The 9,572-nt window shown below is 68.2% G+C and carries 9 protein-coding genes; 4 read left to right on the top strand and 5 right to left on the bottom strand.

The features are described from left to right. Positions 1 to 50: 50 nt before the first annotated feature. Positions 51 to 983, top strand: coding sequence for a ricin-type beta-trefoil lectin domain protein (locus ACFTSF_RS02195; RefSeq protein WP_380152073.1), 933 nt, complete (start codon positions 51 to 53; stop codon positions 981 to 983). Here the strand turns inward: ACFTSF_RS02195 and ACFTSF_RS02190 are convergent. Then, positions 980 to 1,882 (bottom strand): 1,4-dihydroxy-2-naphthoyl-CoA synthase, encoded by a 903-nt coding sequence (locus ACFTSF_RS02190; protein WP_344147898.1) that lies wholly within the window; start codon positions 1,880 to 1,882, stop codon positions 980 to 982. The genes ACFTSF_RS02195 and ACFTSF_RS02190 overlap by 4 nt on opposite strands. 15 nt (positions 1,883 to 1,897) lie before the next feature. Then, positions 1,898 to 2,911, bottom strand: coding sequence for a LacI family DNA-binding transcriptional regulator (locus tag ACFTSF_RS02185; RefSeq protein ID WP_380152072.1), 1,014 nt, complete (start codon positions 2,909 to 2,911; stop codon positions 1,898 to 1,900). Between the two features lie 158 nt (positions 2,912 to 3,069). On the opposite strand from ACFTSF_RS02185, the gene ACFTSF_RS02180 reads away from it, so the two are divergent. From ACFTSF_RS02180 to ACFTSF_RS02170, 3 genes are all read left to right on the top strand, one after another. After that, the gene (locus ACFTSF_RS02180; protein WP_380152071.1) at positions 3,070 to 5,004 is read left to right on the top strand and encodes a Xaa-Pro dipeptidyl-peptidase; all 1,935 of its coding nucleotides are present in this window, start codon (positions 3,070 to 3,072) and stop codon (positions 5,002 to 5,004) included. A 774-nt stretch (positions 5,005 to 5,778) separates the two neighbouring features. Beyond that, positions 5,779 to 6,108, top strand: a complete 330-nt coding sequence (locus ACFTSF_RS02175) for a PadR family transcriptional regulator (protein ID WP_132175444.1) — start codon at positions 5,779 to 5,781, stop codon at positions 6,106 to 6,108. After that, positions 6,105 to 7,361 carry a DUF1700 domain-containing protein gene (locus ACFTSF_RS02170; RefSeq protein ID WP_380152069.1) on the top strand — a complete coding sequence of 419 codons (1,257 nt, stop codon included), beginning with the start codon at positions 6,105 to 6,107 and terminating at the stop codon, positions 7,359 to 7,361. The genes ACFTSF_RS02175 and ACFTSF_RS02170 overlap by 4 nt, the downstream gene beginning before the upstream one ends. On the opposite strand, the gene ACFTSF_RS02165 is transcribed toward ACFTSF_RS02170, so the two are convergent. The 3 genes from ACFTSF_RS02165 to ACFTSF_RS02155 are packed head-to-tail and all read right to left on the bottom strand — an operon-like array spanning position 7,362 to position 9,472. Then, positions 7,362 to 8,078: a GNAT family N-acetyltransferase gene (locus tag ACFTSF_RS02165; protein ID WP_380152068.1), complete on the bottom strand. Its 717-nt coding sequence runs from the start codon at positions 8,076 to 8,078 to the stop codon at positions 7,362 to 7,364. Between the two features lie 4 nt (positions 8,079 to 8,082). Next, positions 8,083 to 9,084 carry an adenylate/guanylate cyclase domain-containing protein gene (locus ACFTSF_RS02160; RefSeq protein WP_380152067.1) on the bottom strand — a complete coding sequence of 334 codons (1,002 nt, stop codon included), beginning with the start codon at positions 9,082 to 9,084 and terminating at the stop codon, positions 8,083 to 8,085. Continuing rightward, a complete protein-coding gene (locus tag ACFTSF_RS02155; protein WP_344147879.1) occupies positions 9,074 to 9,472 on the bottom strand; it encodes a cyclic nucleotide-binding domain-containing protein in 399 nt (132 codons plus the stop codon). The genes ACFTSF_RS02160 and ACFTSF_RS02155 overlap by 11 nt, the downstream gene beginning before the upstream one ends. Positions 9,473 to 9,572 lie beyond the last annotated feature (100 nt).

The following is a 9,572-nucleotide window of genomic DNA, read 5'->3' as shown; positions in this document are numbered from 1 at the left end:
CCGCTCATATGAGCGGCCCGCCCCGACCGCCCCAGAGCACAGGAGCTGACGTGAGGTCACCTCGGATCCCCGGCAAGACGGCGAAAACCTCGTCGTCACGCTTCGCGGACACCTTCGCCCAGCGCCCCGACCTGCCGCGGGTCAGCCGGATGCCGGATCGGCGCGCCTGGTCGGCCACGCTGCTGGTGACGGGATTCGTGGCCGGCGTCGCGTTCGCCGTACCGGCACTGATGCACTCCGGCGGTGGAAGTTCACCAGCACAGGCAGCAGATGTGCCAATGCTTGACCAGCGAACCACCCCGGTCCCGACGCCGGGCAAGTCCATCACCACCGTGCTCAAGCCCGGCGTGACGGTGACGTTGCCTCCGGCAACAGTGACGGTCCCGGGCAAGAACACCACCATGGTCGTCACCGTCCCGGGCAAGAACCTGACCGCGACCGTGACGCTGCCGCCGAACAACACGACCGCGACCACAACCACGACCGCCACCACCACGGCGACCGCGACGACGACGGCAACCAAGACCACCAACACGACCACGACGGTCAAGGTCCCGGCCGGCGACAAGACCGCGGAGAACATCAGCGGCGGGCAGCAGCCGATGGCGTTGAAGAGCGACGAGTCCAACCGCTGTATCGACGTCAAGGACTCCGGCAACGGTGTCGGCCGCGACGGCACGCCCTTGATCGCCTGGGACTGCACCGGAAACGCCAACCAGAGCTGGGGATTCCAGCCGGATGGCACGATCCGCTCGATGGGTCTGTGCATGGACCTGGCGAACGCTCAGAGCGCCGACGGCACCCGGATCCAGCTCGCCAACTGCAACGGCGGGTGGGCGCAGAAGTTCGAGCTCACCGACAAGCGTGAGCTGATCAACCCCAACACCCACAAGTGCGTCACCGCCGGCTCCGGCGACAACGGCGCCGGCCTCGTCCTCCGCTCCTGCACCGGCGCCCCGGTGCAGAAGTGGCACAACCGCTAGAACGCGTACGGGTACGGCGACCAGTCGGCGGGGCGCTTCTCCAGGAACGAGTCGCGTCCTTCGGCTGCTTCGTCGGTGCCGTAGGCCAGTCGGGTCGCCTCGCCGGCGAAGATCTGCTGCCCGACCAGGCCGTCGTCGATCAGGTTGAAGGAGTACTTGAGCATTCGCTGAGCAGTCGGCGACTTCGCGCAGATCTTCTTGCCCCACTCGAGCGCGACCGCCTCGAGCTCGGCATGCGGCACGACCTTGTTCACCATGCCCATCCGGTACGCGTCCTCGGCGGAGTACTCGTCACCGAGGAAGAAGATCTCCCGGGCGAACTTCTGCCCCACCTGTCGCGCCAGGTATGCCGACCCGAACCCACCGTCGAACGACGCCACATCCGCATCGGTCTGCTTGAACCGCGCGTGCTCGGCCGACGCGATCGTCAGGTCCGCCACAACGTGCAGGCTGTGCCCACCACCGGCGGCCCAGCCCGGGACCACGCAGATCACGACCTTCGACATGAACCGGATCAGCCGCTGGACCTCGAGGATGTGCAGCCGCCCGGCCTTGGCCGGATCGATGGTCTCCGCGGTCGTGCCCTCGGCGTACTTGTAGCCGTCCTTGCCACGGATCCGCTGGTCGCCACCGGAGCAGAACGCCCAACCGCCGTCCCGCGGCGACGGGCCGTTGCCGGTCAGCAGCACGCACCCCACGTCGGACGACATCCGCGCGTGGTCGAGCACGCGGTACAACTCGTCGACGGTGTGCGGGCGGAACGCGTTGCGCACCTCGGGCCGGTTGAACGCGATCCGTACGACGCCTGCGTCGACCGCGCGGTGATAGGTGATATCGGTCAGCTCGAAGCCGTCGACCTGCTTCCAGGCCGACGGGTCGAAGATCTCGGAAACGGTCACGTTGCCGAGCCTAGTTCAGCTGCGTGCGGTGCTTTCGCGCAGGACGACCTCGGCCTTGAACGTCTCGGTCGTCGCCTCGCCACCCTCGATGGCCAGCTCGAGCGCACGCCGGCCCATCTGCTCCAGCGGCAGCCGCACAGTGGTCAGCCCCGGCCAGACATCCCGCAGCGTCGCGATGTCGTCGAACCCGGCCACACCGAGCTGACCCGGTACGTCGACCCCACGCGCCCGCAGCGCGGACATCGCGCCGACCGCCATCACGTCGTTCACCGCGAACAGGCAGTCCAGGTCGACGCCGCGATCCAGCAGTTGCTCGACCGCCGCATGCCCGCCGTCCCGCGTGAAGTCGCCGGCCTGGATCGCGACCGGCTCGAGTCCGGAATCGGCCAAACCGGCGACGAAGCCGTCGCGCCGATCCCGTGCCGTCGCGAGTGCATCGGGCCCACCGAGAATGCCGAACTTCCGCCAGCCCTGCCCGGCCAGCGACCGCGCCAGCTCGGCCGCGCCGGCCCGGTTGTCGGGCTCGATCGTGTGCGCCGGCATACCGGACTGGCTGACCAGCGCCAGCCCCGCACCGGAGTTCAGGAACGACGACACCTCGCTCGCCGTACGGGCCAGGCTCTCCTCGTCGGTCCGCCGGCTACCGATCATCACCGCGGCCCGGGCGCGCTGGGCACGCAAGGAGGCCAGGTAAGCAATCTCACGCTCGGCGTCGCGGAACGTGCTGGCCATCATCACCAGCAGGTTGCGCTCGTCGGCGGCCCGCATCACGCCGTTCGCGATCGCGGCGAAGTACGGGTCCTCGATGTCGTGGACCAGGATGCCGACCACGTTCGTCGACGACTTCGCCAAGGCCTGGGCCTGCGCGTTCGGCGTGTAGCCGAGCTCGTCGGCGGCCGCTTTGACCCGTTCCTGCAGCTCCGGGCGCGGTACGCGGTCGCCGCCGTTCAGTACGCGTGACGCAGTGGCGACGGACACGCCCGCGCGCTGTGCCACGTCCAGCAATGTCACCGGTGCTCGCAGATTCACTGGGCTACCCTTCCGTGCCTTCCCCCGGGGCGGTGGCGGTCACCTTATCGGAAAGCCGTTCCCCGCGCCGGTCCCCGTCACCGTGAGTACCTGGCAAGTCGCGGGCAATCTCCCCAGAACCTGGCTTTGCGGCCCGCGAGTGACTAGCCTTCCCAGCCATGACGACCGTCCGCACCAGGGTGACGATCCTGGTCTCGTCCACTGCGCTCTGTTTCGGTGCTGCCATCGGTTCTGCCACGGCCGCACCGCTTCCGGACGGGCCCGACCGCGGCGGGGCGCCGGCCCCGGCCGAGACCCCGTCGAACATCGACCAGAGCACGAACAGCACCAAGCCGGTCTACGACTACGCGAACGCGATCCGCGAGTCCGTGTACGTCGACACTGCGATGGACTCGGATTCCGACGGCACGAACGACGTGATCGCGGTCGACATCGTCCGGCCCAGCGAGACCGCGCTGACCGGCCGCAAGATCCCGGTGATCATGGACGCCTCGCCGTACTACTCCTGCTGCGGACGCGGCAACGAGAGCGAGAAGAAGACCTACGACGAGAACGGCGTCATCCAGAAGATGCCGCTGTTCTACGACAACTACTTCGTCCCTCGCGGCTACGCGATGGTCGGCGTCGACATCGTCGGCACCAACCGCTCCACCGGCTGCGGTGACGTCGGCGGCAAGGACGAGATCGACTCCGTGGTCGCGGTGATCGACTGGCTGAACGGCCGCAACAGCGCGCACACGTCCGACGGGACGCCTGTGACGGCGACTTGGACGACCGGCGCGGTCGGCATGATCGGCAAGTCGTACGACGGAACGCTGGCCAACGGGGTCGCGGCGACCGGAGTCCGTGGGCTGAAGACGATCGTGCCGATTTCGGCGATCTCTTCGTGGTACGACTACACCCGCTCCGGCGGGGTGCCGTACTCCGACGACTACATGCCGTGGCTCGCGGGCTACGTCGGCCACGACACGCCGGCCTGTGAAGCGGTCCGCGCCGACCTCGGTGACAACGACGACGACGAGACCGGCGACTACACGAAGTTCTGGGCCGAGCGCGACTACCTGAAGGACGCCCGCAAGGTGAAGGCGTCGGTCTTCATGACCCACGGCCTGAGCGACTACAACGTGCAGACCAACCACTTCTCCCAGTGGTGGACGGCACTCGCCAAGAACAACGTGCCCCGCAAACTGTGGCTGGGTCTCGAGGACCACGTGGACCCGTTCGAGTTCCGCCGCGACAAGTGGGTGGACGAGCTGCACAAGTGGTTCGACTACTGGCTGCAGGGTCTGCCGAACGGCGTCATGCGCGAACCGATGGCGTCCGTCGAAACCGCGCCCGACAAGTGGGCCGACTACAAGACCTGGCCGGCCGCGAAGCACGCAATGCCGATCCCGCTCGCCGCCGGCAAACTAGGTGCCCCAGGCAAGGGAACCGTCACCGTCACCGACGACCCCGATCTCACCGAAGACGACATCGTCGCCACGCCGTCCGAGGTGATCGCCGGCCGCCAGATGTTCGTCTCCGCGCCACTGCCGGCCGCAATCCGCGTCAGCGGCACCCCGACCGTGACGTTGCGAATCAAGGCCGACTCGACCACCACGCCCATCACCGCCCGACTCATCGAGTACGGCGACGCAGCGCGGTACTCGGGCATCCGTCGTACCGGCACCGAGAGCTGCTACGGCGAGAAGACCAGCTACGACGACGGCTGCTACTTCGAGGTCGAGAAGCAGACGGCCCAGTCCGACCACGGCATCGTCAGCCGAGGCTGGATCGACGCCGCCCACAGCGACTCCCTCGCCAAGCCGAAGCCGCTGACCCCCGGCAAGTGGACCACCGTCACCGTCCCCCTCCGCGCCCAAGACGAAATCATCCCCAAGGGCCGAGTCCTAGGCCTGGCGGTCACCCTCTCCGACACCGAATGGACCAGCCCGAACGACACCGGCGCCTCCATCGACATAGACCTAGCCGGCAGCCGCCTGAACCTCCCCCTGACCACCGGCAAACTAACCGCCCCCACCAAGCTCACCCCCCTGGACGTCGCCATCACCACCCCCACCGAACGCCCAGACCTCCGCGACCCCAAGAACTAACCTCGTTGGTGAGTGGCAGCGGACCGCCCCCACTCACCAACTCCCCCCGCCAGGTCCACTCCACGCTCACCACCCCCTGCCCAAGCACCTCCTCGCAGGGTTAGTGAGTGGCGCACGTCCGCACCCACCCGCCACGTCACCACGTCCGCCGCGGCTGGCGTGCTCATCGCAGCATCCCGCACCGTCTCGCGACGAACCGCCACCACCCACCAACCACCCGCGCCGGGCCCGGCTCACGCTCACCACACCCCACGCGACCACCCCACAGCACGCTTACTAGGCGATGCACGTCCGCCCACCACCAGCGGCGGACACCCCACGACTGCCGGGTGATGCACGTCCGCCAACCACCCACGGACGGACGCCCCACAGCCCGACTACAGGGTGATGGGCGCGTATCAACCCAGCCCAACAGCGGACACCCCAGTCCGCCGGCGGATGCCCCAGGCTGACCCATCACCCCGATTCGCCCTCGCCTCCCACTGAGCACCACCCCCGAATCACCTTCCGCGACTAGAGCCCATGCGTGCGGGCGTGAATGTCGCACGACTCAGTCGTGGTGGTCGCTCGCGTGGCGGCAACTCGTGGTGTCGGCTCCGCTTGCACGCTCCACCTTGGTTGCCTTCGCGGGACCACCTTGAGCGGAATCACGGGAGAGCCAGCGCCGTAGGCGCCAAAGGATGAGTCGCCGCCGGAGGCGGTGTCGTTGCGGCGGTGGTTTGTGGAGTACTCCGCAGTGTGTAGTAGTGTGTGGTGTGGATGAGGAGGTTGGGGATGGATACGAGCCAGTTGCTCAAAGGGGTGCTTGATCTCGCGGTGCTTGCGGTTTTGCGGGATGCCGACGGTTATGGGTACGACGTGTTGCGGCGGCTGAGGGCTGCTGGGCTTCATGACGTGGCGGACGCCTCGGTGTATGGGACGTTGCGGCGGTTGTTCGCAGCCGGAGCGTTGACGTCGTACGTGCAGCCCAGTGAGGAAGGCCCGCATCGGAAGTACTACGGGCTGAACAAGACCGGCCACGACCTGCTCGACCAGTCCACCCGGACCTGGACCCATTTCGCCGACATCATGTCGGTTCTGCTGCTGACCAAGGAGGCCGCGTGAACAGCACTCTGACCGGAGCGGTCGCGAGTTATCTCGCCCAGGTGCGGGCGGAGCTGAGCGACTTGCCGCCCGGCGAGCTGGCGGATGTGCTCGACGACGTCACCGGTCACCTCACCGAGGTCGCGGCGGAGTTCGAGGGTGAGCCGACGGGTATCGCCCTCCAGGAACGCCTCGGGACTCCGCGCGAGTACGCCGCCGAGCTGCGGACCGCGGCCGGCTATCCGCCGCGGACCCAGCCGGTCACCGACCAGAACCCGGGCAACCGCGCACTCCGCTGGGGCATCATCGCCACCCTCGTCGGCCCGTTCTTCGTCGCCATTGCGGTCTTCGCGGGTGGTCAGGGAGCGAGTGCGTTCTTCGGGTTCATCGGATTCGTGATCCTGTTCGGCGCGGCCTACCTCGGTGTCCGCGCCCTCCGCGACAACGACCCGCGAGTCGTCCTCGACACCCCGCGCGGTCAGCGCGGCGAACGCGCGATCCGCGACCTCATCGAGCAGATCCCGCCGAACGTGCGCAAGGAGCTCGTCACCATCGGCCAGCCGGTCTGGTGGGTCCTCCGCGGTGCGGTCGGTGGCGGCGGGTTCTTCCTGCTCTTCGGTGCCGGTGCGGTCGCCGTCGTCGGCTCGATCGTCGGCGCCGTGGTGTCGGTCTGGGTCGCCCGCCGCACCCAGCAGGACCACCGCTGGCTCTGGTACGTCGTCCCGCTCAACGTGGTCGCCGCAGTCGCCGTACCGGCCTTCCTGTCGGCTGCCTTCCTCGGCGCGTACAGCGGTGTCTTCGACCGGGACAACTACCAGGGCGCCAGCTCGTACAACCCGCCGAGCGAAGGCCTGCGGTGGAACGGTTCCGAGGTGACGAACGTGTACCCGTTCGATGCCCAGGGCAAGCAGACCTCGGTGGCGCTGTACACGCAGGACGGTGAGGCCATCACCTTGCCGCCGCAGGACTGTGCGCGGGACGGCAACGGCAACGGCGTCTCGGGCCAGGCGAACAGCAACATCGTCCCGCATGCCGTCGCCACCTACGTCCCGAGCGAGAACACCCCCACCGAAAGCGACCCGAACGAGTCGCCGGTCTGCAAGGACGAATCGAAGGCGCCGTTCACCCCACCGCAGTTCCCGACCGCAGGCCCGACGACGAACCCGACGCCGACCCCGAACCCGACGCCGTCGAACAAGGTGACACCGCCGGCCGTGAAGCCGAGCGCGAAGCCGACGCCGGGAGCGACGTTGACGGTTCAGCCGACCCGTTAGTCAGAAGTGCGCCGCGGCGACGCGGCGGTAGGTGTAGCCGAGGCGGTGGTAGACCGCGATCGCGGCGGGGTTGTCGCGGTCGACCATCAGCCCGGCACGGCCATGACGTTTGACCAGCTCAGCGGTGACGAACCCGCAGACCTGCCGCGACAATCCCTTGCCTCGGGCAACCACCTGCGTCGCCACCCCGGCCAGGAATCCGACCTCGGGCGCACTCCACGCATCGGCCGCGATACTCAGCAGCTCCCCGTCACCACCGGAGATCGCCGCCCACCGCCGTACCCCAGGACGCCCGGGCCACGCGTACGACGAAGGTGACGCCACGGCCAGCAGTTCCTCCACCCCGTCGTCACCTTCCAGCCATCCCGTGGTCGTCGTGACCACCGGAACCTCCGCGGTATCCATCCACCCAAACGCAGCCGAGAACTCCAGCCCCGGCACCCGATCCGCCAGCTCGCGCAGCAGATCCTCATCCCCAAACGGCCGGTACGACGGACCAACTTCGCCCGCGACCGCGGTCACCAACCGAGCCACCTCCGCAGGCGGTCCCGCCACGGCCAGCCGATCACGTTGCGAGAGCTCCGGCGACGCAACAGCGACCGCGCTCCCGTCGTACCAGGCTCGAACACCAGGCGCGAACCCCTGCCCAGCCCAAACAATCAGCGGATCCCCGGAAGCGGCGCGAATCAGGTCAGCGGTGGTGTGGATCTCCTGCACAAGCTCATTCTGTCTCAGCCCGCTGAAGCGCGAACGGGACGAGGTGGTGATAGCCACGGACCGAGACGCGGCGGAGTTTGCGAAGCCGGTACGACGGATGCCCGTCGAGGGCGGCCGCCAATTCGCGGTCGACGAGAACGCGGCCGGGTTTGCACTCGGAAGTGAGGCGGGCGGCGATGTTCACCACCTCGCCATACACGTCGCCCAACCGGATCAGGATGCTGCCGTAGCAGAGCCCGATCCGCAGCTCAGGAAGATCACCGGCCGCGGCGACCGCGTCCTGGAGGGCGAGCGCGACGGCCGCGGCCTGAGCCGCGGTATCAGTCACGAACAGCACCTCATCGCCGATCGACTTGATCACCCGACCGCCGTTCAGCGCCACGACATCCGCGGCCATACCTTCGAACCGCTCGATCAGCTGCCCAAGCTCGACCTCACTCAGCCTGCGGGTCAGCCGCGTGTAGCTGACAATGTCCGCGAACCCGACCGCACGAATCCCCCGCGCCAGCTCAGAGGAACCCGCCACCGCCCGCCCGGCCGCGGCGGCCAGGTGACGTCGCCAGACGTAGGTCTGCAGCTTCTCCATCGCGGGCAGGAGCAGCCCGGCCACCTCAAGCGCCTCGTCGGCCTCCAGCGGAGCCGTGGCCAGGAAGTCCAGGAACATCGCCGACTGCCACGAGGCCAGTCGCGACTGCGTCTGCCCGAGCTTGCGAGCCAGCGAGGACTCCATCTCGGGATCGATGAAGTTGTCGTCCTCGAGTGCCGCGACCAGCCGCAGCGCCTCGACGTCGCCGTCGGTGAATGCGACCTCGTCGTCCGGCACCGTCGCGAACCCGAGCGCATGCCACATCCGCTCGGCGCGGGCGATCGAGATCCCGGCGCGCTGCGATACCTCGATCCGGGTGAACTTCCGATCGCCGCCGAGCAGAGTGCGTTCGAACTCGGCCTGCAGGGCCGCTAGGTCCGGCTGCCCGGCAGCAGCGGCAGCTCCGGCGTCAGGCTCCACCGCGACGCTCGGCGATGGTGGCGTCGATGGCCTCGCGGAAGTCGGGCAGCCGCTTGGTCAGGTCGTCGAACTTCTCCCGGGTGAAGTGCAGCAGCTGCAGCCGCGACTTCGCCGTCACGGTTGCCGTCCGCAACGTGTTCTTCCGGACCCCGACCTCGCCGGCGATATCACCCGGGCCGAGCTCGGCGATCTCCTCGCCTTTGACCCGGACCGCCGCCGTACCGCTCAGGATCAGGTACGCCGCATCCGGTGGAGTCTGCTCGAGGATCAGCGACCACCCGGCCGGCACGGACACCTCTTCGCCGGCCCGGAAGATGTCCCGGATGTCCTTCCCGGACAGGTCCGCGAACAGCGGAAGGTCCCGCGGGGACGTTCTACCCAATGCCACGTCGATCCTCCGAATCGCCGATGTTCCCCGTCGGTAACTCTATCCCGCTGCACCCGTGCCGGTCATCAGCATCCCCGGCCTGGTGAAATCACACGCTAAT

Source organism: Kribbella sp. NPDC056951, assembly GCF_042674205.1.
GTDB classification, from domain to species: Bacteria; Actinomycetota; Actinomycetes; order Propionibacteriales; family Kribbellaceae; genus Kribbella; species Kribbella yunnanensis.
Note: the sequence above shows the minus strand (reverse complement) of the source record. Positions and strands in the feature narration are given on the sequence as shown.